The sequence below is a fragment of the Polynucleobacter sp. 35-46-11 genome, assembly GCF_002281105.1.
In genome coordinates this window covers 1-24,727 of sequence record NZ_NCFJ01000015.1, presented here as the reverse complement: position 1 = coordinate 24,727, position 24,727 = coordinate 1, and the positions used below count along the sequence as shown (strand labels likewise).

General features: G+C 45.5%; 25 protein-coding genes. 11 read left to right on the top strand and 14 right to left on the bottom strand.

Annotation, left to right across the window (positions count from 1 at the left end; genetic code table 11):
• Window positions 1-72, bottom strand: a 72-nt coding sequence (locus B7Y67_RS02700) for a bL21 family ribosomal protein (protein ID WP_293597231.1), incomplete at its 3' end; no start/stop codon positions are given.
• Window positions 73-147: 75 nt separating this feature from the next.
• Here B7Y67_RS02700 and B7Y67_RS02695 point away from each other — a divergent pair.
• A complete protein-coding gene (locus B7Y67_RS02695) occupies window positions 148-1,152 on the top strand; it encodes a polyprenyl synthetase family protein (RefSeq protein WP_293597228.1) in 1,005 nt (334 codons plus the stop codon).
• Here the strand turns inward: B7Y67_RS02695 and B7Y67_RS02690 are convergent.
• The gene (locus tag B7Y67_RS02690; RefSeq protein WP_293597227.1) at window positions 1,149-2,084 is read right to left on the bottom strand and encodes a glycine/sarcosine/betaine reductase selenoprotein B family protein; all 936 of its coding nucleotides are present in this window, start codon (window positions 2,082-2,084) and stop codon (window positions 1,149-1,151) included. The two genes, B7Y67_RS02695 and B7Y67_RS02690, sit on opposite strands and share 4 nt — an antisense overlap.
• Before the next feature lie 56 nt (window positions 2,085-2,140).
• Between B7Y67_RS02690 and B7Y67_RS02685 the strand changes: the two genes are divergently transcribed.
• The gene (locus B7Y67_RS02685; protein ID WP_293597226.1) at window positions 2,141-2,908 is read left to right on the top strand and encodes a fumarylacetoacetate hydrolase family protein; all 768 of its coding nucleotides are present in this window, start codon (window positions 2,141-2,143) and stop codon (window positions 2,906-2,908) included.
• 122 nt (window positions 2,909-3,030) lie between these two features.
• Here the strand turns inward: B7Y67_RS02685 and B7Y67_RS02680 are convergent, their stop codons facing one another.
• Both B7Y67_RS02680 and B7Y67_RS02675 read right to left on the bottom strand, forming a co-directional pair.
• On the bottom strand, window positions 3,031-4,050 hold the full coding sequence (locus B7Y67_RS02680) for a 2-dehydropantoate 2-reductase (RefSeq protein WP_293597225.1): 1,020 nt from the start codon (window positions 4,048-4,050) through the stop codon (window positions 3,031-3,033).
• Between the two features lie 101 nt (window positions 4,051-4,151).
• The gene (locus tag B7Y67_RS02675) at window positions 4,152-5,567 is read right to left on the bottom strand and encodes a sodium:solute symporter family protein (protein ID WP_293597224.1); all 1,416 of its coding nucleotides are present in this window, start codon (window positions 5,565-5,567) and stop codon (window positions 4,152-4,154) included.
• Window positions 5,568-5,675: 108 nt separating this feature from the next.
• On the opposite strand from B7Y67_RS02675, the gene B7Y67_RS02670 reads away from it, so the two are divergent.
• Complete coding sequence (locus tag B7Y67_RS02670) at window positions 5,676-6,665, top strand: squalene/phytoene synthase family protein (RefSeq protein ID WP_293597223.1); 990 nt, start codon at window positions 5,676-5,678, stop codon at window positions 6,663-6,665.
• Here B7Y67_RS02670 and B7Y67_RS02665 read toward each other — a convergent pair.
• Window positions 6,662-7,156: a methylated-DNA--[protein]-cysteine S-methyltransferase gene (locus B7Y67_RS02665; RefSeq protein WP_293597230.1), complete on the bottom strand. Its 495-nt coding sequence runs from the start codon at window positions 7,154-7,156 to the stop codon at window positions 6,662-6,664. The genes B7Y67_RS02670 and B7Y67_RS02665 overlap by 4 nt on opposite strands.
• Window positions 7,157-7,273: 117 nt before the next feature.
• Here B7Y67_RS02665 and B7Y67_RS02660 point away from each other — a divergent pair, with 117 nt between their 5' ends.
• Genes B7Y67_RS02660 through zapD form a run of 6 tightly spaced genes read left to right on the top strand, consistent with a single transcriptional unit; the run spans window position 7,274 to window position 12,599 of the window.
• Complete coding sequence (locus B7Y67_RS02660; RefSeq protein WP_293597222.1) at window positions 7,274-8,563, top strand: CNNM domain-containing protein; 1,290 nt, start codon at window positions 7,274-7,276, stop codon at window positions 8,561-8,563.
• Window positions 8,560-9,630, top strand: a complete 1,071-nt coding sequence (locus B7Y67_RS02655; protein ID WP_293597221.1) for a GspE/PulE family protein — start codon at window positions 8,560-8,562, stop codon at window positions 9,628-9,630. Before B7Y67_RS02660 ends, B7Y67_RS02655 begins: the two co-directional genes overlap by 4 nt.
• 5 nt (window positions 9,631-9,635) lie before the next feature.
• The gene (locus B7Y67_RS02650; RefSeq protein WP_293597220.1) at window positions 9,636-10,694 is read left to right on the top strand and encodes a type II secretion system F family protein; all 1,059 of its coding nucleotides are present in this window, start codon (window positions 9,636-9,638) and stop codon (window positions 10,692-10,694) included.
• On the top strand, window positions 10,694-11,194 hold the full coding sequence (locus B7Y67_RS02645) for an A24 family peptidase (RefSeq protein WP_293597219.1): 501 nt from the start codon (window positions 10,694-10,696) through the stop codon (window positions 11,192-11,194). Before B7Y67_RS02650 ends, B7Y67_RS02645 begins: the two co-directional genes overlap by 1 nt.
• A gap of 17 nt (window positions 11,195-11,211) precedes the next feature.
• Window positions 11,212-11,811, top strand: coding sequence for a dephospho-CoA kinase (gene coaE / locus B7Y67_RS02640; protein ID WP_293597229.1), 600 nt, complete (start codon window positions 11,212-11,214; stop codon window positions 11,809-11,811).
• Window positions 11,812-11,846: 35 nt separating this feature from the next.
• Window positions 11,847-12,599 (top strand): cell division protein ZapD, encoded by a 753-nt coding sequence (gene zapD / locus B7Y67_RS02635; protein ID WP_293597218.1) that lies wholly within the window; start codon window positions 11,847-11,849, stop codon window positions 12,597-12,599.
• Here zapD and B7Y67_RS02630 read toward each other — a convergent pair.
• The 5 genes from B7Y67_RS02630 to B7Y67_RS02610 form a co-directional block, all read right to left on the bottom strand.
• Complete coding sequence (locus B7Y67_RS02630; RefSeq protein WP_293597217.1) at window positions 12,596-13,012, bottom strand: NUDIX domain-containing protein; 417 nt, start codon at window positions 13,010-13,012, stop codon at window positions 12,596-12,598. The genes zapD and B7Y67_RS02630 overlap by 4 nt on opposite strands.
• 13 nt (window positions 13,013-13,025) lie before the next feature.
• Window positions 13,026-13,886, bottom strand: a complete 861-nt coding sequence (locus B7Y67_RS02625) for an ATP-binding protein (protein ID WP_293597216.1) — start codon at window positions 13,884-13,886, stop codon at window positions 13,026-13,028.
• Between the two features lie 11 nt (window positions 13,887-13,897).
• Window positions 13,898-15,133 (bottom strand): bifunctional glutamate N-acetyltransferase/amino-acid acetyltransferase ArgJ, encoded by a 1,236-nt coding sequence (argJ, locus tag B7Y67_RS02620; protein WP_293597215.1) that lies wholly within the window; start codon window positions 15,131-15,133, stop codon window positions 13,898-13,900.
• Between the two features lie 49 nt (window positions 15,134-15,182).
• Window positions 15,183-15,560, bottom strand: a complete 378-nt coding sequence (locus B7Y67_RS02615; RefSeq protein WP_293597214.1) for a DUF779 domain-containing protein — start codon at window positions 15,558-15,560, stop codon at window positions 15,183-15,185.
• A 77-nt stretch (window positions 15,561-15,637) separates the two neighbouring features.
• On the bottom strand, window positions 15,638-17,158 hold the full coding sequence (locus B7Y67_RS02610; protein WP_293597213.1) for an aldehyde dehydrogenase family protein: 1,521 nt from the start codon (window positions 17,156-17,158) through the stop codon (window positions 15,638-15,640).
• A 278-nt stretch (window positions 17,159-17,436) separates the two neighbouring features.
• Between B7Y67_RS02610 and B7Y67_RS02605 the strand changes: the two genes are divergently transcribed.
• Window positions 17,437-18,573, top strand: coding sequence for a sigma-54-dependent Fis family transcriptional regulator (locus tag B7Y67_RS02605; RefSeq protein ID WP_293597212.1), 1,137 nt, complete (start codon window positions 17,437-17,439; stop codon window positions 18,571-18,573).
• Here the strand turns inward: B7Y67_RS02605 and secA are convergent, their stop codons facing one another.
• Complete coding sequence (gene secA, locus B7Y67_RS02600; protein WP_293597211.1) at window positions 18,574-21,339, bottom strand: preprotein translocase subunit SecA; 2,766 nt, start codon at window positions 21,337-21,339, stop codon at window positions 18,574-18,576.
• 24 nt (window positions 21,340-21,363) lie between these two features.
• Between secA and B7Y67_RS02595 the strand changes: the two genes are divergently transcribed.
• Window positions 21,364-21,897 (top strand): hypothetical protein, encoded by a 534-nt coding sequence (locus B7Y67_RS02595; protein WP_293597210.1) that lies wholly within the window; start codon window positions 21,364-21,366, stop codon window positions 21,895-21,897.
• Window positions 21,898-21,899: 2 nt separating this feature from the next.
• On the opposite strand, the gene lpxC is transcribed toward B7Y67_RS02595, so the two are convergent.
• The 3 genes from lpxC to ftsZ form a co-directional block, all read right to left on the bottom strand.
• On the bottom strand, window positions 21,900-22,814 hold the full coding sequence (lpxC, locus tag B7Y67_RS02590) for a UDP-3-O-acyl-N-acetylglucosamine deacetylase (RefSeq protein WP_293597209.1): 915 nt from the start codon (window positions 22,812-22,814) through the stop codon (window positions 21,900-21,902).
• 28 nt (window positions 22,815-22,842) lie between these two features.
• Window positions 22,843-23,343, bottom strand: a complete 501-nt coding sequence (locus tag B7Y67_RS02585; RefSeq protein WP_215376659.1) for a peroxiredoxin — start codon at window positions 23,341-23,343, stop codon at window positions 22,843-22,845.
• A gap of 111 nt (window positions 23,344-23,454) precedes the next feature.
• On the bottom strand, window positions 23,455-24,727 hold a 1,273-nt coding region (ftsZ, locus tag B7Y67_RS02580), incomplete at its 5' end, for a cell division protein FtsZ (protein ID WP_293597208.1).

The following is a 24,727-nucleotide window of genomic DNA, read 5'->3' as shown; positions in this document are numbered from 1 at the left end:
CTGTTCTATTTTCAATTTTTCGCCTGCAGCAACTTTATACTGTTTGCCACCGGTTTTTATGACCGCGTACATGGTTTGAAACCTCAATTAATATCTACATTTAAGCTAATCCACCCTGGATGAGCTAAGCCGATTATTATATCTTGCATGACGAGCACTGTCAAAACCAATGAATTAAGCCAAATTTTGGCCCCAATTGCCTTAGATTTCAAGGCCTTAGATGAAGTTATTCGCCTACGATTAGCCTCAAAAGTCGCCTTAATTGACCAAATCTCTACTTACATCATCCAGGCGGGTGGAAAACGGGTTCGACCAGCCCTTTTACTGCTAGTTACCAAGGCCTTAGCCAACGGCAAAGAAACCCCCCATGCCCTAGAGCTGGCAGCAGTAGTGGAATTTATCCACACAGCCACCCTGCTCCACGATGATGTTGTTGATGAATCCACCCTCAGAAGGGGTCGCGAGACTGCCAATGCTGCTTTTGGCAATGCTGCAAGCGTGCTGGTAGGCGATTTTCTGTATTCCAGGGCCTTTCAGATGATGGTGGGACCCAATGATCTGCGGGTAATGGAAATCCTGTCTGACGCAACCAATACGATTGCTGAGGGCGAAGTTTTACAGCTCCTCAATATGAATGATCCAGAAGTCGATGAAGAGAGCTATTTGCGGGTGATCCGCTATAAAACCGCTAAGTTATTTGAAGCATCCACAGAGCTTGGGGCGATTTTGGCCGGTGCTGATGCCGAAAAAAGAGAGCAGTCTGGCGCTTTTGGGCGCCATATTGGTACGGCCTTCCAATTAATGGATGATCTTCTGGATTACACCGCAGATGCATCTCAAATGGGGAAAAATGCAGGCGATGATTTGAGAGAAGGAAAGCCTACGCTTCCACTTATTTATCTTCTTGAAAATGGTAGCAATGAAGAGCGCCTACTAGTTCGAGCAGCAATCGAACAAAATCAAGACTTGCCAGATGATGTCTTCCAACAGATTCTGAGTGCAGTTCAAAATTCTGGCGCTCTGGATTACACCCAAGCTGCCGCGAAGCGAGAAGTCGATCTTGCTCTAGAATGCCTCAACGACTTTCCTCAGAATGAGGCAACAACAGCACTACATGCCTTGTGCAAATACTCTCTGTCTAGACAGACTTAAGCGCCAACGCTTTTTACCCTGATATCGCGTGCCGTGATGCGCGCTTTTTCTGCCTCAGCACGCAAACGCGAAATTTCTTCAGCAGTAAGTCGCTCAAGATTCGAATAGTCTAGCTTCCAAGTGGGGTCGGAGGCCCATGCCAAAGGGGATTGTACCGTTGTGCGCGGTCCCGGCGCACCCTCAAGCAAACGTAAAGCCAATTCAAAATTAGAGTCTTGAGATTGTGCATTATTAGGGAGTGCAGCAGCGTTGCCCAGCGGAAAGTCGCTAAAGAGCAAACGAGGGACACCGCAATATTCCACAATATCTTTCGCTGCACCCATGATGACTGTGGGAATACCTGCAGCCTCTAAATAACGCGCCAATAAACTTTGACTTTGGTGGCAGATTGGGCAATTCGGAATCAGCACTGCTACATCAACGCGATCTGCGCGCATCTTGCTCAGGATTAAAGGCGCATCAATCTCCAGAGTATGGCGTTGACTACGATTGGTTGGCAGCCCGTAAAAATGTTTAGATAAGGATTGAATGCGTCCCTTTGCAACAGCCCGTTTTGCTGCGTCCAATGGAAACCAACAATTACTGTCCTGCATATTAGCGTTGCGCCTATCAACACCTACATGGGCAATACGCAAGTCTGCATTCCCGTTAATCGAGAGAGCATAGGGGTCGTAAAACTTAGCTGCAGCGTTATAGGGGGCGCCAGGTCCTTGGGGGCCTTTGCTGGCATCAAAGGGTACTGCAGTGGTGACTAAACCTAAGACCGACTGATTTAGAGGTTTTTGCAGTGAAGCAAAAGGTACCTGAATATAGTGCGCCCACACATAGGGCATCTCATATCCCAAGCCTAGATAGTAATTACGGGTCCGCTCAATATAGCGAACCGGCTGATCCAATTCAGGTACAAATAGCAATTCAGAATTCTTAGTCATCAATCCATCCCTGTAAGATATTGCTTATCAAATATTAACTATCAGGAGGATTCATTATGGCTCAATGGCTCAGATTTCAACATCAAGGCAAATCCGGCTTAGGACAATTACAGGGCAATCAAATTGCCGTGTACACCGGTGATTTATTTAATAACCCCCAAGCCACCGGCGAGAGCCTAATGCTATCTGATGTCACTATCGACATCCCATGCACCCCATCGAAAATGGTTGCTATGGTGGACAACTTTCATGCACTAGTCACAAAACTTGAACATGCGGTGCCAGCGGAGCCTTTGTATTTTCTGAAAGGTAACAATTCTTTCTTGGCAGCTAATCAAGTCATTCGCACTCCAAAGTCTTATTCTGGAAAAGTCGTTTATGAAGGCGAACTCGGCATTGTCATCGGCAAAGCTTGTCATGAAGTAGATGAGACTCAAGCAGCCAATGCTGTTTTTGGTTATACCTGCATTAATGATGTCACTGCAATTGAGATTTTGAATCGCGATCCTGGCTACGCTCAATGGACACGCTCTAAGAGTTTCAACACCTTTGGCGTCTTCGGCCCTTACATCACCACCGATGTAGATCCAAGCAAGCTAACAATTAAAACGATCTTGAATGATCAAGAGCGTCAGAACTATCCCATCGCTGACATGATTTTCCCACCAGCAAAATTGGTCAGCTTGATCTCACAAGACATACCACTGCAGGCTGGCGACATCATTGCCTGCGGCACCTCTGTTGGTGTTGGCTCCATGAAGCCCGGAAGCAATGTCAGCATCATTATTGATGGCGTTGGGCACCTAGAAAATCGCTTCGAATAAGTCATCAAGGCCGTTGATCTAAAACCAAAACCGCAAAAGAAAAACCCTCACCATGTTCAGTGGTGAGGGTTTTTTAATGCTCCATAACTTCAGCTATCAGATCTACTTATTGCCGTAGACTCTTAGTAACCAGAAACAGATGGCAATGCTAAACTTCCTTTAGAGGTCTGAACATTTTCATCAAGATACTTTGTTAACGCAAAGACTGTGTTGAGGCAAGGCGTTGGTGTTTCAGTAATCTTGCCAAGCTCAATTACGGAACCCAATAGAGCATCGATCTCTAAGCTACGACCCGCTTCCAAGTCTTGCAGCATCGATGTTTTATGTTTACCCACTTTTTCAGCACCAGCAATACGACGCTCAATATCGACACGGAAAGTCACACCCAACTTCTCGGCAATCGTTTGTGCTTCAGCCATCATGCTGCGAGCCAACTCTTTAGTAAGTGGATATTGGCAAATACCTTCCAATGTTCCGTGAGTCAGAGAGCTGATTGGATTGAAGGTCATATTGCCCCACAACTTCAACCAAATCTCGGAACGAATATCTTCTAGGATTGGTGACTTAAATCCAGCAGCTGACATCATTTCAGACATCTTCTGAATACGCTCAGTCTGCTGGCCATCCAACTCACCCAATGGGAAGCGATTGCCTTCAACGTGACGAATCACGCCGGGAGCCTGAGTAAAGGTAGCTGGATAGACTACGCAACCAATAATATTGTTTGGATTGATTGTATTCTTAGCAACACCACCAGCATCAACCGTTTCAACTGAATGATCTTGATAGTCACCACCCAACTTCTGGAAGTACCACCAAGGAATTCCGTTTTGCATTGGAATCAAAATGGTTTCTGGTCCCATGATTGCGGCGAGATCGTCGATGATCGGCTCAACCTGATGCGCCTTCACCGCCAAAATCACTACATCAGGTGTTTCTGCATCCCGAATTTTTTCAACCGCTTTCACCTGTGCCACTAAAGGCTCAGGCTGGTCATCCATAATTAATGCAAGGCCACGCTCTCTAATTGCGGCCAATGTAGCGCCACGCGCTACAACTGTAACGTCATTGCCAGCTCGTGCCAACATAACAGCAAGGTAACCGCCAATTGCGCCCCCTCCACCGATCACACAGATTTTCATAAGAACTCCATAAAGATAAAAAATTTTGAATTAGTGTCATATTAGATGAGAACATTTTGCGGTGCAACAAAATATTGTGCCTAATATTTAAGCAATTTTGGTCAACTTGCGATCAATCTAGCTCTGGGCACTAATCCGCCCAAAAGCATGCCGGCAATGCTGGCTAAAAGACCTGCTAATTGAGGGGGGAGAATAGCCTCAGGTGCAAGCACTTCACAGCTAATCCAAACAACGAGACCGCACACTACTGATAACAATCCACCTAAGGAATGTGCCCTAGACCAGTACACCCCAAAAGCCAGTGGTACAAAAGCTGCAACCAAAGTCACTTTGTAGGCATTCTCAACCATCTTAAAAATGGATAGATTGGAGTTGATAGCAAAAAAAGTGACCACTAGGGTGAAGCAGAGCACAGTAATTCGCATGACCTTCAACAAGTCTTGATCAGATAGGGGTTTAAAAAATCCTCTTACAATATTTTCAGCAAAGGTAACGGATGGCGCGAGCAATGTAGCGCTGGCACAACTCTTGATAGCCGATAGTAAGGCACCAAAAAACATCACCTGCGCAATCAGTGGGGCATGATTCAAAATCAGCTTTGGCAAAATCATTTGTGGATCTGTATATAAATACTGCTTCACTAGATCTGGACTAATGATGGTTGCAGAATAAGCCAAATACAGCGGAACAAATGCAAAGACAAAATACAGTACTCCGCCCAGCAAAGCAGCTTGCACTGCAATGTTCACATTCTTAGAAGATGTGATCCGCTGAAACACATCTTGCTGCGGAATAGAACCTAACATCATCGTGCATAAAGCGGCTGTAAAGCCAAGGATAGAGGCGAGATTCATATCGGGCCAGAAGTTGGAAAACTGGCCAGCAGCTGCAGCATATTCAAAAACTACACCAACACCCCCAGTTTGAGCCGTTATCTCGCCGCCGATATAAAGCATGCCCACCACAATGATGATCATCTGGATGAAGTCGGTAATTGCCACCGACCACATGCCACCAAAAAGTGTATAAATCAGAACGCTACCAGCGCCAATTAACATACCGGCCGTTTGTGTGATGCTGCCTTCAGACACAACATTAAAAACAAGTCCCAAGGCTTTAATCTGAGCAGCCACCCACCCTAAATAGGAAACCACAATACAGAGCGTTACCAAAACCTCTACGGTGCGACCATATTTTTCTCTGAAGAAATCGCCGATGGTGAGCATGCGGCGGTTGTAGAGATGACGAGCAAAGAAGAGTCCGACTAATATCAGGCATAGGGAAGATCCAAATGGATCAGAAACAATCCCGCCCAGCCCCTCTTTTAGAAAGGTAGCTGGGATACCTAGCACCGCTTCGGAGCCAAACCAGGTAGCAAAGACGGTAGCGGTAACGATAGGCAAAGGAAGGCTATGGCCTGCTGCGGCAAAGTCAGCTGTGTTTTTGACCCGTAGTGCAGCCCAAAGACCGATGCCTACAGATACCACCCAATAGATGATGACAAACCAAATCAACATCGCCCAATTTCTCCTTCAAGAATTTGGTCAAATTATATGGCCTTGTCACTTATGTCATTTAATCAATCAGGGCTAAATTTAGGTACGCTGGTCTGACATAATTCATGGGTGAATTCCCCCATATACCCAAAAGAGAACCCCAACAGCGATCTTGCCTATCAAAAGGCGATTTTAGGTTCTGTATCGCGTACTTTTGCGCTCACCATCCCCTTGCTCCCTCCAGCGATTGAGGTAGTAGTCGGCAATACCTATTTACTGTGTCGGATCGTTGACACAATTGAGGATGCTGCTGAACTTAGCCCAACAGAGAAGCAGGATTTATCTAAATTATTTTTAGAGGCAGTTCTGGGATCTACTCCTGTGGAGGCATTTGTGAGCTCCTGCTTAGAGGCTCTTAAGAACTACTCCAATGTTGATGAGCTCGACTTAATCGCGCATACCCCAACCGTCCTTCGCATTCTGCACACCTTTCCCGATAAAGATCAGTCAGCGATTAGTCGCTGCATTTCAATTATGTCCGATGGTATGTCCCATTTCCATGGCCGACAAACTCAGGAGGGACTAAAAGACCTCGCAGAGCTTGAGGAGTACTGCTATGTGGTGGCTGGCGTCGTAGGAGAACTACTGACAACCGTCTTTAGCAACTACTCTTCCGGATTTGCAAAGCAGATTGAAGGGTATGAGCAACTTGCAATCGATTTTGGTCAGGCTCTGCAAATGACTAATATCCTAAAGGACTCACCAGAGGATCGTGCACGTGGCGTTTCTTGGAAACCAGCAGCCATGACTCAAACGGCACTCCTCCAGATTGCCTACGCAAAACTGCAAGACTCGATGCGCTACATTCTTTTGATTCCGCAAAATGAAGTGGGCATGAGGCGCTTCTGTTTTCTAGCCTTCGGTCTCGCAGTCATGACCCTTGAGAAAATTGCTACTAGAAGAGAATTTAGTAACAAATCTGAGGTGAAGTTATCCAGGAATACCGTTTGGATATTTTATGCATTCACAAAGATCACAGCTAGCAATGGGTTTCTAATGAAATCATTCTTTTATGCTGCATCCAGTCAACTCAGAAAACTATCTACAGAGAATACTTAAAGCACGCCCTCATGCTTTAAGAGCCAAACTTTGACCTGGCGATAAAAACCCGGAGCATCTTCCTTCATAAAACCCCCAAGACCTTGTGCAGACACCACCCTATGGCAAGGGGTGACCAATGGATAAGGATTTGCACCGCAAGCAGTCCCGACTGCCCGGGGTCCACTTTTAATCTTTTTTGCGATCTCACCATAGGTGCTTGTCTCTCCCACTCCAACACCTAGGATGGCACTCCATACTTTTTGTTGATGAGCCGTTCCAGCAGGCTTTAGTGGAACACCAAAGATGGATGAAGCATCTTTGAAATACTGAATGCACTGTTTTGAAAATGCTTTAGCCAGGGCATTTCTCGGGGAGATTAACGCGATACCTGGAGGCAAATAATCGATTTTTGAGATCATCAAACTACCATCTACCAACTCTGTTTGCACCCCTAGACACCCAAAAGGGGCGGGTATCACGCAATACTCAGTGGATGCAGAAGTGGCCATGCCGAAGATTCTGACATACATTCCGGAATAAATTCGCATAAGATTCCAATGCAGCTATAGCTAGTGAAGTAGCACTTTGCTATATTGGTTGCTCCTTATTCTTTGCAGGCATCATTGATGGACACTTTTTTTGATGATTGGCCCTTTATTGGCCAAGTCGCATTAGTCCTATTTTTACTCGCACTATCGGGCTTCTTTTCGATGGCAGAAACCAGCATGCTCTCCTCGAATCGCCATCGCCTACGGGCAATGGCTCATGGTGGGAATACTGGAGCTGCACTTGCTGAGAGATTGCTGAAGCGAATTGATTCACTGCTTTCAGTACTACTGATTTCTAATAATCTCATCAACACCATCCTGCCAATACTAGTGACCGGCATTGCTTTACATATTTTTGGCGATAGCGGACTGGTGTTATCACTTGCCACATTAGTGGTTGCGCTACTCATCATTATTTTTAGCGAGATCACGCCAAAAGTGATTGGCACAGCCTTTCCAGAAAAAATTGCTAGTAATGTAGGCTGGTTCATTCTCCCGCTGACTTTTATTCTCAAGCCACTACTCTGGTTCATTAATAGCTTTGTATCGGGTTTAATGAAAGCCTCTGGATTACAAGCCTCGACTGATGCCAGGGTAATGAGTAAAGAAGAATTACGCAGCCTAGTTCTGGAATCCAATCGCTTTGTTTCTGCCCATCATCGCAATATTCTGCTCAATCTTTTTAATCTTGAAAATATCTTGGTTGATGATGTGATGACGCCCCGTTCCAAGATTGAAGCATTAGATCTTTCTCGTCCGATTGATGAAGTGATTGAGCAACTAGAAACCTGCTATCACAATAAGCTGCCAGTATGTGACGGCGACTCTGAGCGCATCGTGGGCATTCTTTCTGTAAAAAAAGCGCTCTCATTGCTAGGAAATGCAGAGCTTCACCATGAAGACTTCAGATCCTTGCTAAATGAGCCTTATTTCATTCCCAGCGGGACACCTGTTCTGCAGCAGATGCAATTTTTCCAAGATAATCAACAGCGCTTGAGTTTAGTGGTCAATGAGTATGGCGAAGTACTTGGCCTAGTCACCTTTGAAGATATTGTTGAAGAGCTTATCGGCGAGTTCACCACCTCATTTTCGAATCTTTCCAATGATCCTCATTGGTTGGCTGATAGAACTTATCTTGCTAGCGGTACCGCATCATTACGAGATTTAAACCGCCTTCTGAAATTAGATCTCCCGCTCGATGGTCCGCGCACCCTTAATGGCCTCATCCTAGAAAAACTTGAAGCGATCCCTGATTACGATGTCAGCATTCGGATTGCTGGCGTAGTGATGGAAATTGTTCAGTTTGATGAGCACGGGGTAAAAACAGTGAAGCTATACCAACCTCTTGCTCAGACAAATCAAGATTGAGCGACCTACTGCATGACTCTCACATTATCCGGACCTGGCATGACATCGCTGTTGATGCATTAAACAATCGGGCAACGGATATTCATATTGAGGCGAGATCTCAAGAAACTATAGTACGCATAAGAGTAGATGGCCTCCTCACCTTACAAAATCAATACCCCATTGATTTACATGAGCGATTAATTACGCGCATCAAAATATTGGCACGTCTCGATATTGCCGAAAAGCGTTTACCCCAAGATGGGCGCCTTGTGATTGGCCATGACTTTAGCCGTCCCAATATTGATTGCCGAGTATCTATTCTTCCTACCTTACACTGTGAGAAAGCTGTCGTTCGTATCTTGCCTAGCCGCCTAGAGGAGTTGGCACTAGATCAGATTGGCTTACTGCCGGAGCAACTTAAAATAGTCCAAGATGCTATTGGCCAAACCAATGGATTGATTCTAGTAACGGGGCCCACTGGAAGCGGGAAGACGCGCACCTTATATAGCTGCTTAAGCGCACTGAACCAAGTACAACGCAATATTTGCTCTGTTGAGGATCCTATTGAAATCCGACTTCCTGGAGTCAATCAAGTGGCTTACCACCCAAAAGCGGGGTTGGACTTTCCAACTATTATTCGCGCCCTTCTACGCCAAGATCCGGATGTCATCATGATTGGTGAAATACGTGATCCCGCAAGTGCGCAGCTTGCTATTCAAGCAGCTCAGACAGGTCATTTAGTTTTAAGTACGCTTCATACGCGCAACGCTATTGGCGCTTTAGGTCGACTCAAAAGCCTCGGTATAGATCAAGAATCGATTGAATCCTGTCTTCGCTGTGTCAGCTCTCAAAGATTAATTCGAAAGCGCTGCAAGCAATGCAATTCAATTACACGAAAGACACACTGCAATCTTTGCAAGGGATCGGGCTATTTTGGTCGCATTGGTGTCCATGAGGTTTTGGGAGGTAAACAGTTATTTCAATCAATTGAGGCTCTTGATATCTACTCAGCAGGAATTCAATTGCTGAAGTCCGGCTTAATAGATCAGATGTCACTAGATTCCGAACTTGGCACTTGGCATTAGTCCAGATGCTGTTAAACAGAAAGCTTAGCAAGTCTGAGCAACTCCATTTTGCCGAGCAGATGCTGGCGCTACTTCAGGCTGGACTTCCTTTGCTAAATGCCATACAGCTATTAATTCAATCTGCACCAAAATCCTGGCAGGCTTGGTTAGCAGATATTCGCGACCTACTTCAGAAGGGTAATAGTTTTTCTTTTTGCCTAAGTGCCCAAGACGGAAAATTTTCCCCAGAGTTTTCCAACCTCATCAGAGTCAGCGAGAGAACGGGTGATCTCAGCTTAGCGCTTCGTACAATTTCACGGCAACTGGAAGCCCAGATTGAACTGAGAAGAAAAGTACAGCAGTCACTGACTTATCCTGCAGTTACTTTAGCCACCTCCATCCTATTGGTACTTGTGATGATGATTTGGGTTGTACCGGTATTTAAAGAGGTCTTTGGGCACTTTCAGGCAGAGTTACCGACGCTAACCAGAATTCTCATCTCCCTCTCCACCGGCATCCAAAATTACTTTCTAGAGATATTGCTAGGCACGATCGTGATGGCCGCAGGCTTTGGGTGCGCCTGGATCAAATCTAGCTCAATCCAAAAGTATTGTGACGCCCTCTTGTTGCGCGCACCCTTATTTGGCAATCTCTTTAGACTGGCAACACTGAGTCATTGGTGTCGAACCTTAGGGCATTTACTGGAAACTGGCTTACCACTTCCGGATGCCCTGAGAGTCACCGCGCAATCTTCAAATCACTGGGTGAGCCACGACTTTAGCGCTGAGATATTTAAACACCTCACTCGTGGCTGGCCTTTGGGGGAATCACTCAAAAGAGCAGATCCCAAGTCGCGACTTCTTGATGTAGAGACATTGCTACTACTACATATCGGCGCCGAAAGTGGCGCATTAGCTGAGATGCTAAATAAGCGTGCCGCTACATTGGGGGCACAATTAAGTAGCCAACTCAATACACTCAGTCAAAGCTTGGAGCCAGCGCTCATTCTTTTTGTTGGCGCCATTATTGGCAGTTTGGTCATAATCCTATATCTACCCATCTTTAATTTAGGACAAATCGTTTAGTGGATCCCACGATAAGCATCTGGATATTGAAATCTCTATTGATACTGGCTTTGCTTTATTTAGCCTATATTGATTGGCAAACATTTCGCCTACCGAATGCAATAACATTCCCCTTAATTTTTTTGGGCATTGCTTTTAACGCAATCTCAGATCTGCGCCTGACCACCACAAGCTCCGCTTGCGTCGGGGCTTTTCTAGGCTATGTATCGATTTGGACATTAAATACCGGTTACCGTCTTCTGAAAAACCGCAACGGCATTGGCATGGGTGATGCAAAACTCTTGGCAGCTTTAGGCGCCTGGTTAGGCTGGGGCACTCTACCCAGCATCCTGCTAATTGCCTCCACCACAGGAATGATCGGCGGCATTATCTGGCTTCAATGGCGTGGCCATCAACTTCAACAAGCTTTCCCTTTTGGGCCCTTTTTAGCTATTGCTGGCATCATTGAGCTGTTATGGCCTCAACTCATTCCAACCCTGATCCTACCCAAGCTGCTTTAAAAGCCTTAAAGGGGAAAATTCCTTTAATTGGCTTAACTGGTGGCATTGGGTCTGGCAAGACAGCAGTTAGCAACTTACTGGGTGAGCTTGGAGTTGGGATTATTGATACGGATTTGATATCCCATCAAATCACCGCCCCTGGCGGGAATGCCATCCCGCTGATTGCTAGAGCATTTGGGGCAGACTTTATCAATTCCGAAGGCGCACTGAATCGAGCCAAAATGCGAGCCCTAGTCTTTGGAGACTCCAATGCTCGTCAAGCTTTGGAGAAAATAACCCACCCCTTGATTCAGCAAGAAACTACCAAACAAGCCTTTGAGTTAGCCAAGTCTGGAGCTCCCTACCTTGTTTTTGTAGTCCCCCTTCTAATTGAGTCTGGGTATTGGGTAAAGCTGGTTGACTATCTTGTAGTTGTTGATTGTCCAGAGGAGACCCAAATCCAAAGAGTGATGCACCGCAACAATATGACCCGCTTAGATGTAGGAAATATCCTCAAAGCACAAACAAGCCGGATGGTTCGTCTAGCGGCAGCTAACGCCGTTATTGAAAATCAAGGCAGTCTGGATGACCTCCAATCAGAGGTTCTGAGTCTGCACCAACAATTGCTCAAAATTTAAGAAGAACCCCTAAGTTCGTCATAGAATATAGGCTTGTGATTGTCTACGAATACCCTTTCAATGAACTAGTTCGAAGCATGCTTCGGCTAGAGTACTTGTTCGCCCGCTTCAATCACTTCCTTCGATCCGATGATCCCGAGCTTCACCACAATGCAATTGCGATGTTATTTGACCTCGGTGATATTGGTTCTCGAGGCGATATCAAATCACTGCTACTCAAAGAATTTGAACGTCAAAAATATGCCTTGAACGGTTTAAAGTCTTCCCAAAAAGTTGATCAAGCAGCGCTGACACAAACTCTATCCGAAATTGATAAAGCCGCACTGAACATTAATCAATCGATGGGCAAGCCTAATTCTGCGATTACTGAGAGTGAGTGGCTCAATGCTATTCGGACTCGATTAAATATTCCCGGTGGAACAAGTCCGATTGATTTACCGAGCTACTATGCCTGGAAAAATACTTCCTCAACTCAGCGTCGAGAGTTATTAGAAAAATATGTTGCTCCACTTTTTCCGTGGCATGAGGCTTGTCAAATTTTCTTGAGACTACTTCGTCAATCTGGCGAAGCTAAGGATGTTGTTGCACATCAAGGATCTTATCAACAAGCGCCATCAGGCAAGGTATATCAATTGATGCGCATCGCCGTAGAAGATGACAGTCTCTTCTCAGAAATCAGCGCTAATAAATATCTACTCTCAATCCGCTTTTTGAAGATTGATCAAGATAAAAAACCGCAGATCATGAATGCGGATGTGCCTTTTAGACTCACTCTCTGCCAGCTCTAGGCCTTTAGTAGTTTTAGCTTCTCCAGCATTGGCCAGGCAGCAGGCAGCAAAGGCTCTACAGTTGGAGGTGAATTACCAATCAATTGCCAAGATAGCTCTTGCCCCTCGCAGCCCTTAGGTACTCCAGTCCATTTTCGAACAATGCTGACATGTAAACGAACATAAGCATGTGGGTAGTCATAATCCAAGACAACCAACTCTTCGCTGGACTCAATATCAATTCCGAGCTCTTCCTGCAATTCACGCTTAAGTGCTGCGAATACCGATTCACCAGCTTCAATCTTGCCGCCCGGCACCTCCCAGTAACCAGCATAAGGCTTTCCTTCTGGTCGCTGACCTAGAAGATAGCGCCCTTGTGTATCGAGCAGGATCCCAGCAGCAACTTCTGTCACAGGACGATTAGAGTCATTCATGAATCGCTAGCAATTAAGCAGTATGTGAGCCGGCCCAGTGCTTAGCAAACTGCCAAGCTACACGACCAGAACGTGAGCCACGTTCCAGAGCCCAAACCAATGCCTCAGCTCTAGCACCTTCAATCTGTGCATCGCTCAAACCAAAATGACGCAACCAGTGAGCAACAATTTCTAGATACTCATCTTGTTTTGGTGGATAAAACGATAACCACAAACCAAAGCGTTCTGAGAGAGAAATTTTTTCCTCAACCACTTCACCAGGGTGAATTTCTCCATCATCACTATGGGAGTAGCTGAGATTATCTTTCATATGTTCAGGCAACAGATGGCGACGATTCGAAGTAGCGTAAATCAAAATATTGTCGACTTGAGCTGATACGGAGCCATCCAATGCAGATTTCATAGCCTTGTAGCCAGATTCGCCATCTTCGAATGAGAGGTCATCACAAAAAATAATAAAACGCTCTGGTCTATCGGCCAATAAATCGGTGATGTCGGCTAAGTCAGCCAGGTGCTCTTTTTCCACCTCAACTAAACGCAAGCCTTGGCTAGCAAACTCATGCAAGCTTGCTTTAATGAGGGAGGACTTTCCTGTACCACGAGCGCCTGTTAGCAAAATATTATTAGCAGGCATTTTTTGAATAAAGTTTTTTGTATTGTCACGAATCGCATCACGTTGACGATCAATATTCTTTAGGTCTTCAAAAGTAATATCGGCAACATGCTTAACTGGCTGCAAGTATCCAATACTTCCAAAAATGCTATCGCGGCGGCGCCATCTAAAAGCAGTTGAAGATTTCCACTGCTCTTCGGTCAAGGCTTTAGGTAAAAATGTTTCAAGATGACTTAAGAGTTGCTCTAATTTTTCATTCATTTCACAAATTCCTATGAGCGGTAATCAGCATTAATAGAAACGTAGTCATGTGATAAATCACAAGTCCACATCGTCTGCTGTGCCGATCCACGACCCAAGTCAATCTTGACCATAATTTCTGGAGCCTTCATCACTCTTTGGCCATCAGCCTCTTGATATTCAGGATTGCGGCCGCCATTCTTAGCAACCCACACATCTCCAAGCCACATCTGCACTTGGTTAACGTCGAGGTCGACAATGCCAGCATAGCCAATCGCCGCCAGAATGCGCCCTAAGTTGGGATCACTAGCAAAGAAAGCTGTTTTAACTAAAGGTGAGTGAGCTATTGCCTCCGCTACTAAACGACATTCTTTTTCAGTCTTGCCACCTTGCACATCAATCGTAATAAATTTAGTGGCGCCCTCGCCATCTCTGACAATCATTTGAGCCAGCTTACGCGCGAGATCAATCAATGCAGCCCGAACCAAACCATAGCTAGCATCAGCAGTCGATTGAATCTGAACAGATGACTGGCCAGTCGCCATGATGATGAATGAGTCATTGGTCGAAGTATCGCCATCAATCGTGATCGCATTAAACGAAAGGTCGGCAATCTCACGTGTCAAAGAGGAAAGTAGTCCCGGTGCAAATCCAGCATCCGTTGCAATGAATCCCAACATGGTCGCCATATTCGGATGAATCATGCCCGCGCCCTTGCAAATACCTGTGATAGTCACAAGTCCAGCCGGGGCATCCATAGTGATGGATGTCGCTTTAGGCTGCGTATCTGTTGTCATGATGGCTTCTGCAGCAGCAAGCCAATGATCTTCACCTAAATCTTCTACTGCATTTGGTAAAGCAGCAATCAATTTAGCAATTGGAAGCGGCTCAAGAATGACGCCAGTTGAAAACGGCAAAATTTGTTCTGGATTGAGCTTGAGCTCTTTAGCCAACTCAGCGCACGTTGCTAATGCATCTTGCATGCCTTGCTCACCAGTTCCCGCATTGGCATTTCCAGTATTCACCACCAAAGCAAGAATCTCACCCTTAGTACCATCCAGGGCCAAATGCTCTTTACAAACCTGAACCGGCGCAGCACAGAATCGATTTAAAGTAAAAACACCAGCAACCTGGGAGCCAGGCATTAAAGTCATCACCAATAAATCTTTGCGATTGGCTTTTTTGATACCAGCTTCGGCGATGCCCATCTTAAAACCTTTAACAGGCTTTAGTTGGTCTTTTTGGGGGAGTGGTAAGTTAACTGTCATTATTCGACAATTGTAGAGGAGACTCTAAGGAACCACTTGGAGTGGCTATCTAAGATAAATCCCTTAATACCTGAGACTCAATTGATTTCCACTCTTCGTCAGTAAATAGACGTGAACGCGTGTGGAATGCCTTCCCCGTCGAACCCTCAAGGGAAAAAGTTCCACCCTGCCCTTCAATTACATCCAGAATTAGTTGGGTATGCTTCCAGTACTCATATTGGAGCTTGCCGATATAAAAAGGCACGCCTACAAGCTCCCCCAATTGAATATCGTAAGGGCCAATAGTGAGGTCCGTGGGTAAATAACAATTTGCCGCACTATTGTCACAACACCCCCCGGATTGGTGAAACATGACTTGACCATGTTCGGCTTTTAGCTGCTCAATTAGTTGGAGTGCAGCTTCTGTTGCAATTACCCGTTCTACCATTGCAATTTCCTTGGGGAGCTACATTAGACAAAAGGGCGGATTTCCCCGCCCTTTAATAAACATAAAAGCATTTCAGGTCAGAAGAAGCCCAACTTAGACTCACTATAGCTGACCAATAGATTCTTGGTTTGCTGGTAGTGATCAAGCATCACTTTATGAGTCTCCCTACCGATACCTGACTCTTTATAGCCACCAAATGCTGCATGGGCCGGATAAGCGTGGTAACAATTAGTCCATACGCGGCCAGCCTTGATGGCGCGACCCATGCGATAAGCCACATTACCATTGCGTGACCATACTCCGGCACCCAGACCATAGAGAGTGTCATTGGCAATTTCCAGCGCCTCCGCTTCGTCCTTAAAAGTGGTTACAGCCAAGACTGGTCCAAAGATTTCCTCTTGGAAGATGCGCATCTTATTGTGGCCTTTAAACAGTGTTGGCTGTACATAGTAGCCGCCCGCAAGATCACCTTCTAAATTTGCTTGTGAGCCACCTATCAGCACTTCCGCACCTTCTTGCTTACCCAAGTCCAAATAAGAAAGAATCTTGGTTAGCTGCTCTTTAGACGCTTGCGCACCCATCATGCTATCTGTATCGAGTGGATTTACATGCTTAATTGCAGCAACCCGCTTAAGGACTTTTTCCATAAACTTGTCATAAATACTCTCCTCAATCAAAGCTCTTGATGGGCAAGTGCAAACCTCTCCTTGATTGAAGGCAAACAAAACTAAACCTTCAATTGCCTTATCCAAGAATCCATCATCTTTATCCATGATGTCAGCAAAGAAAATGTTTGGCGACTTTCCGCCCAACTCAAGAGTTGCAGGAATCAGATTGTTTGCTGCAGCTTGCGCAATTACCCGACCAGTAGATGTAGATCCAGTAAAGGCAATTTTTGCAATCCGCTTACTGGTTGCGAGTGGCATGCCAGCTTCACGACCATAGCCATTGACAATATTTAACACGCCAGGAGGCAAGAGATCAGCAATCAATTCCATTAATACCAAAATAGACACTGGAGTAGATTCAGCCGGCTTTAAAACTACACAATTACCAGCAGCTAATGCTGGCGCAAGCTTCCAAGCGGCCATCAAAATTGGAAAGTTCCAAGGAATAATTTGACCCACTACACCCAAAGGCTCATGAAAATGATAAGCAACTAAGGTGTCATCAATTTGAGACAAAGCACCCTCTTGCGCACGAATACATCCTGCGAAATATCTAAAGTGATCCACTGTTAGTGGAATGTCGGCATTAAGTGTTTCACGGATGGCCTTGCCGTTATCAATCGTTTCAGCATAGGCAAGCAACTCTAAATTGACTTCAATGCGATCTGCAATTTTCAAAAGAATATTTCCGCGATCAGTTGGCGATGTTTTTCCCCAAGACTCAAAGGCCTTGTGTGCAGCATCTAAAGCTAGATCAATATCTTCGGCACTAGATCTAGCTGCTTGGGTGTACACCTTCCCACTGATCGGGGTAATAACATCAAAGTATTGACCTTTGACTGGAGCAACCCACTTTCCACCAATGAAATTATCGTATTTAGCTTTGTACTGAATTTTTGCGCCTTGGGCGCCGGGGGCTGCATAGATCAAAATCTTCTCCTATTAAGTAATCAATGCCATTCATGTTGATTTGCAAATGACGTTCGAGATACTTTCACTCAAGCGAATCCCTTAATCAATCAGAAGCAGCGCAGCAATTTATAAAACCATATAAATCTATTGAAAACAAGGGTATTTCCTGATCAAAAAACTGTATGACTGTTCATTTTTGTGACAATCTAGAATCCCATCCATCATTAAGGGTATTACCTCATTCAGCAATCGAAATTTGTTTATATAGTAGAAAACTAAATATCTGCAACATCAAAATGAAAATTGCCAATCTCCGAGACATCAGAAGAAGCTGGCTTCTTCACGGAGACCCGCCTGCTGATGGTCTTGAGACTCAATTAGGATTAACGGTTTATCGATCTTGGCAAAGATGTTTGCAATCTGGTTTAGATGCTTATCAAAGACAGTTGCCAGACAATATCTTGAGTGGCCAGATACTCCAAACTCGCATTGAACAGCGCCGAGATTTAATTGCATTAGCAAAACCCACCATGGGCTACCTACATGGCTTAATGTCTGGCAGTGGTGGCGTCATTGTGCTGTCTGATCACCAAGGGGTTATTGTGCACTCGGTCGGAGATGCTGAATTTATCTCCAAAGCTGATCGAGTGCTGTTAAAAACGGGCGCGTCATGGCTTGAAAAACATCGTGGTACAAATGCCATTGGTACAGCCTTATTTGATCGAATGGCAGTATCCGTAAATGGCTCAGAACATTTTTTAGAAAATAATGGATTCCTAAGCTGTACCGCAGCCCCCATCTTTGAGCCTGATGGCAAGATTAGCGGAGTCTTAAATATCTCCACAGATAAAAGTACTCACCACCCTCATACCCTCGGGCTAGTGAAAGCAACTGTCCACTCACTGGAAAAGCAATTATTTTCAGCCAATGAATTTCAATACGCCCTAATTCTAAGGGTGCATAACAGTCCTGAAGGCTTGGGGTCTATAGGCGAAGGAATCGTAGGAGTTGATGAAAGCGGGATCATTCTAGGAATTGATAGGGTTGCTCTATCCCTACTGGAAATGAAGGCGATTGATATTGGAGTAGTCAAGATTCAGCAAATCTTAGACACTTCATTAGAGCAACTCTTCGATAGGGCTAAAAAAGATAGTGCCAAGGTTCATGCATTAAGAATGCATAGCTCTAAATCTTTATTCTTCAGAGCAAGTTTGAGTCAGTCATATGCTTATCACCCCCGGGATTCTGCGGCACCCGACCATAAAGATTTTCCTGAAAATGAGGGTGTAGTTGAATCCGGAGCACTAAAACAACTTTCTAGAATGGCCATTCAAAAAACATTGGAGAAGACTAATGGAAACATTAGTCTTGCGGCCAAATTGTTACGAATCAGCAGAAATACTTTGTATCGCTATTTAAAGTCTCAACCCTAATTACGCCAAAGCGCCGCAGCAGTTCTTATATTTCTTACCGCTACCGCAGGTGCAAGGGTCGTTGCGGCCGACTTTAGGACCGGAGCGCATAGGTGCAGGGGTAATTTCAATTGCCGCACCACGGTCGCCGGTCGAACCAGCTACCTCAATATCTGCATCAGCATGCTGATATTGCACATCTGATAGCTTAGCTAAATCTTCATTCATGGACTCAGAAGCTTCATCCAACTCGCTAGCACTACGTATCTGCACCGTCATGATGCTTTTCACGACATCATTCTTGATGACGTTGAGCAGCTCACCATACAACTCAAATGCTTCACGACGATATTCTTGTTTTGGATCCTTCTGGGCATAGCCACGCAAATGGATACCTTGACGCAAATGATCTAAAGCAGCCAAATGTTCACGCCAATGCGTATCTAAGCTGTAAAGTAAAACAGAGCGCTCAAATCCAGCAAAGGATGCGCGTCCGGAAAGCTCTACTTTTGCATCGTAAGTTTCTTTTGCTGCCTCTAGAACCCGATCAACGATTTGCTCATCGTCCATAGACTCAGCATTTTCAACCCAATTTTTCAGGTCAACCGTTAAACCCCAATCGCTGGCTAATGCATTTTCTAGGCCAACCAAGTCCCATTGCTCTTCCATTGACTCTAAAGGGACGTATGGAGCGCAAATGCTACGTAAGACATCTTCACGCAAATTGGCAATTAAACCACCGACATCAGCACTTTCCAAGACTTCATTTCTAAGGCGATAAGTTTCTTTACGCTGATCGTTGGCGACGTCGTCATATTCCAACAACTGCTTACGAATATCAAAGTTACGGCCTTCAACTTTGCGCTGAGCAGACTCAATAGAGCGAGTAACCATGCCCGCTTCAATCGGCTCGCCATCAGGCATCTTCAGGCGATCCATTACGGCACGTAGACGATCCCCAGCAAAAATACGTAAAAGTGAATCGTCTAAAGAAAGATAAAAACGGGAAGAACCAGGGTCACCCTGGCGGCCAGCTCGTCCACGTAGCTGATTATCAATACGACGACTCTCGTGACGCTCTGTACCAATAATATGTAAACCACCGGAAGCCAAGACTTGATCATGCAAGCTCTGCCACTCGTCCTGCAAAGTCTTAATCTTGGTAGATTTTTCTGCATCCGAAAGAGCGGCATCTGCCTCAATTAAAGAGGATTGCTTGCCAACGTTTCCACCTAAAACAATATCCGTTCCACGGCCTGCCATATTGGTAGCAATGGTGATCATCTTCGGTCTACCAGCCTGAGCAATGATTTCTGCTTCGCGGGCATGCTGCTTCGCATTCAATACTTGGTGTGATAACTGACGCTTATCCAGTAAACCTGCAATTAATTCTGAGTTCTCAATCGAGGTTGTACCAACCAATACAGGTTGGCCACGCTTGAAGCAATCCTCAATATCTTTAATAACTGCATCGTAGCGCTCACGCGCTGTCTTATAGATTTGGTCTTGACGATCTTTTCTTTGACTGATGCGGTTTGGTGGTATCACTACCGTTTCAAGGTTATAAATTTCCTTGAACTCATACGCTTCAGTATCAGCAGTACCAGTCATACCGGCCAACTTGCCGTACATACGGAAGTAATTCTGGAAAGTAATTGTGGCTAGAGTCTGATTCTCATTCTGAATCTGCACACCCTCTTTAGCCTCAACAGCTTGGTGCAAACCATCAGACCAACGACGACCCTGCATTAAGCGGCCTGTGAACTCATCAACAATAATGACTTCACCATTCTGAACAACATACTGTTGATCACGGTTGTACAAGGTATGAGCACGTAATGCCGCATATACGTGATGCATCAAAGTAATATTTTGTGGGGCGTACAAAGAATCGCCATCATTCAAAGCGCGAAGCTCAACTAAAACTGTTTCGGCCTTATCGTGACCGCGCTCAGTTAAATAGACTTGCTGCGACTTTTCATCAACCCAGTAATCGCCTGGCTTTTCAACACCAGTGCCATCTGCTTTTTCTTCGCCAATTTGACGCTCTAAGTAAGCAGGCAATGCATTAATCTTGATGTACAAATCAGTGTGATCCTCGGCCTGACCAGAAATGATCAATGGGGTACGCGCCTCATCAATCAAAATAGAGTCAACCTCGTCAACAATCGCGTAAGCTAGGCCACGCTGAACACGCTGACCCAAGTCTTGCACCATGTTGTCACGGAGGTAATCAAAACCAAACTCATTATTGGTACCGTAGGTGATATCGGCCGCATAAGCCTCTTGCTTAGTCGTATGATCCATCTGGGATAGATTCACACCAACCTTCATACCTAAGAAGTTATAGAGTGTTGACATCCATTCAGCATCGCGCTGAGCTAAGTAATCATTGACAGTAATAACGTGAACACCCTTACCAGTTAGGGCATTTAAATACACAGGAAGCGTAGCAGTTAAGGTCTTACCTTCACCCGTTCCCATTTCAGCAATCTTGCCTTGATGTAATGCAAGGCCACCCATCATCTGCGCATCAAAATGGCGCATCTTCATCACTCTCGAGCTCGCCTCACGAACTACTGCAAAAGCCTCTGGAGCAATGTCATCCAATGACTCACCAGCAGCCAAACGCGACTTGAACTCAGCAGTTTTTGCTTGCAGTGCGGCATCATCCAAAGCTTGCACGCTAGGCTCGAAAGCGCTAACTGTAGCAACCACTTTGCGATACTGTTTTAAGAGGCGGTCGTTACGACTGCCGACCAGGGTTTTAAGAAGACCGATTACCATGGGATATTGAAGTAAATTAAGACCTTGAGTTTATCACCCGCACCCTCTTTTTATATGAACTTTGCCCCTAAACCTATCCGCACGAAAGCCGCCCATGAGTGGTTGGAGTATTTGCGCGACTCTGAAGGCTTAGGCGGCATTTTGGCCAAAACAGAAGATCTGGCCAAACTCAAAATTGCCCTTAAAGCGGCTCTATTTGAGCTGGATTTAGATAACTTAGCCCCCAAAATTGAGGCTGGATGGCGTTCTAGTGGTCGGAATGAGCTATTTTTATTGGTCAATGGGGCAAGTATCGCCACCCGTCTTCAACAAATTTTACCCAGTCTAATCAATGAGTTATCAAAAAAAGGGGTAATTTGCACCAGCATTAAGGTGCGCCTCAAGCCAGTACCACCCACTTGGGAAGTTAAACCCCAAGAGGGACGCCAAGCTGGCCAAAAGCCAACGGGCTTTAATGCCGTAGCAAGAGCTTCTTGGGAATCTTTATTGGAGAAATTAGCGCCGGACTCTGATTTGCGTAAGGCCGTTGAACGTCTTCTTCAAAGCAAGCCCAAATAATCCTAGAAAAAGAGGGGTTGGCTCTCTTTGGAATAGGCTGAGGGGGCTTTATTTTCTGGAAAGCTGCTGATTTCGTAAGAACTAGGGTCTTCCAAAAGCTTGCGCAAAAGCGCGTTATTGAGGGCATGACCTGATTTTTCAGCAACATAGGAGCCTACGATCGGGTGTCCAACTAAATAGAGATCGCCAATAGCGTCCAAAATTTTATGGCGAACAAACTCATCTTCATAACGCAATTCTTCGTTATTGAGAATGCGATGCTCATCGAGAACGATCGCGTTATCTAAACTTCCGCCACGCGCTAATCCCATCTCTCGCAATGCCTCAACTTCATGAGCAAAACCAAAAGTGCGAGCACGTCCAATCTCACTTCGATATGCGTGTTCTGCAAAGTCGACTGCAAAGCGCTGACCGGTCTTATCTACTGCAGGATGCTTAAAATCGATTATGAAATCTAACTTAAAACCAAAGAAAGGCTCAAGGCGTGCGAGCTTATCGCCCTCTTTAACCTCTACCAGTTTTTTAATCACTACAAACTGTCTGGGAGCCTCTTGCTCAGCAATACCAGCCGATTCCATTAAAAACAAAAATGAAGCAGCACTGCCATCCATGATGGGAACTTCTTCGCCATCAAGCTCAATTAATAAATTATCCAGCCCTAGGCCTGCACAAGCTGAGAGCAAATGCTCCACCGTGGAAACACGCACTCCATCCTTTTGAATCACTGAGGCCAAGCGGGTATCGCAAACCGCCAGAGCAGTAGCCGGTACAACCGATTGCTCCGGGGTATCTACACGCACAAATAAGATTCCTGAATTTACCGGCGCAGGCTTGATAGACAAAGTTACCTTGCGCCCCGAGTGCAAGCCAATCCCCACGGTTTTAATCGGAGTGGCGATTGTGCGTTGCTTCATCATGGTTTTATCTAAATTCAGGAATGATTTCTTAAAGCTTCTTCAAAATTGAAGCAGCGTCGCTCACTTCAAACTTGCCAGGTGCTTCACGATCTAAAGTGGTTACTACACCGTCTTCAACAATCATGGCATAGCGATCTGAACGAACACCTAGGCCACGAGCAGTCAAATCCAATTCGAGACCAAGTTTCTTGGTGAACTCGGCACTACCATCACCTAACATACGGATCTTTTTACCAACTTTTTGATCTCGTCCCCAAGCACCCATTACAAATGGGTCATTTACTGAGATGCACCAAATTTCATCAACACCTTTTGCCTTGATTGCATCAAAATGCTCAACATAGCTAGGAACGTGCTTTGCTGAACAGGTCGGTGTAAATGCGCCAGGCAAAGCAAAGATCACAATCTTTTTGCCAGCAGTAAGCTTTTCAACCTCGAATGCGTTTGGGCCAATTGCGCAACCTTCGCTTGCTTCATCTAAAAACTCATAAAGAGTAGCGTTTGGTAATTTTTGTCCGACTGCGATCATAAAGTCTCCAATGAAATAGTTGTCATGAGTATGCCAACGCTAACGCGGGATTCGTCGTCCGGAGGGGCGCCGCGCTGGCATTCTGCACAATCTATTGTATTGAGCAGTGGTTTAGTCTGCTTGCTTACGTAAAAAAGCTGGGATTTCGTAGTAATCAGCCCCTTTATCCAACATGGTTTTTGCCTGTGGTGAGCTATCAGCCCCTAAAGTCGGCGCAGAAGTCGCCTCACGATTAGGGCGAAAAACTCTCGGCAAATCATATTGGCTGTAATCAACACCGCTAGTTGCTGGTTGAGCGGCCATCGAGGGTGCACTACCTGCACCCGTCATTGCCAACCCAGCGCTAGTGCTCAAAGCCGAATCAAGACTTACCTTACTCATTGCTGCTGAAGTACTTGCTGGAGCAAAGCTGTTTAAGTCAGCCATTGTTGGCATCGCATCGTGCGTACCTGTAGCTTGTCTCCAAACCACTTCTGGCTGATGATGTTGGCGTGCTTGTGGATTATTCAAACCAGTCGCTACAACAGTGACACGCAAGGCATCGCCTAAGCTCTCGTCATAAACAGTACCGAAGATCACAGTAGCATCATCTGCAGCATAGCCACGAATCGCCGCCATGACTTCGCGAGTCTCAGACAATTTCAATGAACGACTGGCAGTGATATTAACTAATACGCCACGTGCACCAGACAAATCAACACCTTCGAGTAATGGTGAAGCAACTGCAGCTTCAGCAGCTAAGCGTGCGCGGTCCATGCCGGAAACTGTTGCAGTTCCCATCATTGCCTTGCCTTGTTCGCCCATCACTGTTTTCACATCCTCAAAGTCGACGTTGATCAAACCTTGTACATTGATAATTTCTGCGATACCTGAAACAGCGTTATGCAATACGTCATCAGCGCATGCGAATGCCTTATCAAACTCAGCATCTTCACCCATCACTTCAAAGAGTTTCTCATTAAGAACCACGATCAATGAATCTACATATGACTCAAGCTCAGAAGCTCCGTTTTCAGCGACCTTCAGACGCTTCACGCCCTCAAAGTCAAATGGCTTGCTAATAACACCAACAGTCAAAATACCCATCTCTTTAGCAACTTGAGCAACGATTGGTGCTGCACCAGTACCCGTACCACCACCCATACCAGCAGTGATGAATACCATATGCGCACCCTGCAATGTATCTGCAATACGTGCACGCGCTTCTTCAGCAGAAGCTGCTCCGATTTCAGGTTTTGCACCAGCACCGAGTCCGCTAGAGCCTAGTTGCAAATTCACAGATGCTTCAGAACGCTGTAAAGCGCCAGCATCGGTGTTCATGCAAATAAACTCTACGCCATTAACACCGCGACGAATCATGTGCTGAACTGCATTACCACCTGCA

What these genes read in the sequence shown, in the direction of transcription:
- argJ (WP_293597215.1), bottom strand. Translation starts at nt 15,133, where the DNA reads ATGACAGTTAACTTACCACTCCCCCAAAAAGACCAACTAAAGCCTGTT.
- B7Y67_RS02650 (WP_293597220.1), top strand. Translation starts at nt 9,636, where the DNA reads ATGCTGTTAAACAGAAAGCTTAGCAAGTCTGAGCAACTCCATTTTGCC.
- B7Y67_RS02690 (WP_293597227.1), bottom strand. Translation starts at nt 2,084, where the DNA reads ATGACTAAGAATTCTGAATTGCTATTTGTACCTGAATTGGATCAGCCG.
- B7Y67_RS02615 (WP_293597214.1), bottom strand. Translation starts at nt 15,560, where the DNA reads ATGGTAGAACGGGTAATTGCAACAGAAGCTGCACTCCAACTAATTGAG.
- B7Y67_RS02680 (WP_293597225.1), bottom strand. Translation starts at nt 4,050, where the DNA reads ATGAAAATCTGTGTGATCGGTGGAGGGGGCGCAATTGGCGGTTACCTT.
- B7Y67_RS02585 (WP_215376659.1), bottom strand. Translation starts at nt 23,343, where the DNA reads ATGATCGCAGTCGGACAAAAATTACCAAACGCTACTCTTTATGAGTTT.
- B7Y67_RS02695 (WP_293597228.1), top strand. Translation starts at nt 148, where the DNA reads ATGACGAGCACTGTCAAAACCAATGAATTAAGCCAAATTTTGGCCCCA.
- B7Y67_RS02630 (WP_293597217.1), bottom strand. Translation starts at nt 13,012, where the DNA reads ATGAATGACTCTAATCGTCCTGTGACAGAAGTTGCTGCTGGGATCCTG.
- B7Y67_RS02675 (WP_293597224.1), bottom strand. Translation starts at nt 5,567, where the DNA reads ATGTTGATTTGGTTTGTCATCATCTATTGGGTGGTATCTGTAGGCATC.
- secA (WP_293597211.1), bottom strand. Translation starts at nt 21,339, where the DNA reads ATGGTAATCGGTCTTCTTAAAACCCTGGTCGGCAGTCGTAACGACCGC.
- B7Y67_RS02605 (WP_293597212.1), top strand. Translation starts at nt 17,437, where the DNA reads ATGAAAATTGCCAATCTCCGAGACATCAGAAGAAGCTGGCTTCTTCAC.
- B7Y67_RS02665 (WP_293597230.1), bottom strand. Translation starts at nt 7,156, where the DNA reads ATGGCCACTTCTGCATCCACTGAGTATTGCGTGATACCCGCCCCTTTT.
- B7Y67_RS02625 (WP_293597216.1), bottom strand. Translation starts at nt 13,886, where the DNA reads ATGAATGAAAAATTAGAGCAACTCTTAAGTCATCTTGAAACATTTTTA.
- B7Y67_RS02660 (WP_293597222.1), top strand. Translation starts at nt 7,274, where the DNA reads ATGGACACTTTTTTTGATGATTGGCCCTTTATTGGCCAAGTCGCATTA.
- B7Y67_RS02685 (WP_293597226.1), top strand. Translation starts at nt 2,141, where the DNA reads ATGGCTCAATGGCTCAGATTTCAACATCAAGGCAAATCCGGCTTAGGA.
- lpxC (WP_293597209.1), bottom strand. Translation starts at nt 22,814, where the DNA reads ATGATGAAGCAACGCACAATCGCCACTCCGATTAAAACCGTGGGGATT.